Here is a 416-nt window from a genome sequence, read left to right as displayed (position 1 = left end):
AAAGCAATTCTGAGGATGCATATATAGCAAAATATAATTTGTCGGATGGCGGTTTGCAATGGGCAAAGACATTAGGATCAGGAAATGGTTATGATGTAGGATACGCTATTCAGGTAGATAATTTAGGAAATGTATACACCTCCGGACACTATAGGGGAACAGTAGATTTTGATTTTAGTCCTAATTCCACTTACCCAATGACTGCTCTTGGCACTGGCTATAGTATGTATCTTTTAAAACTAAACACTTTAGGTGAATTCATTTGGGTAAAGCAATTTGATGCGATGGGTCAGCTATTTCCTTCGGAGACAAGGCCTTATGATATTGCTGTGAAAGGAGGTCGTGTTTATTTTACAGGATATTTCCTTACAAGTATGGATTGCAATCCGGCAGCAAACCAGCAATTTATTATTAAT

The 416-nt window shown here is 37.5% G+C and carries 1 protein-coding gene; it reads left to right on the top strand.

The genetic code is table 11. The annotated features are described in order from the left end of the window. On the top strand, positions 1–416 hold a 416-nt coding region (locus tag SB724_RS19435; protein ID WP_410572413.1), incomplete at both ends, for a hypothetical protein.

Origin of the sequence: Bacillus sp. SIMBA_031, assembly GCF_046535225.1 — a bacterium.
GTDB classification, from domain to species: domain Bacteria; phylum Bacillota; class Bacilli; order Bacillales; family Bacillaceae; genus Bacillus; species Bacillus velezensis.
This window is presented reverse-complemented; position numbering and strand designations above follow the sequence as displayed.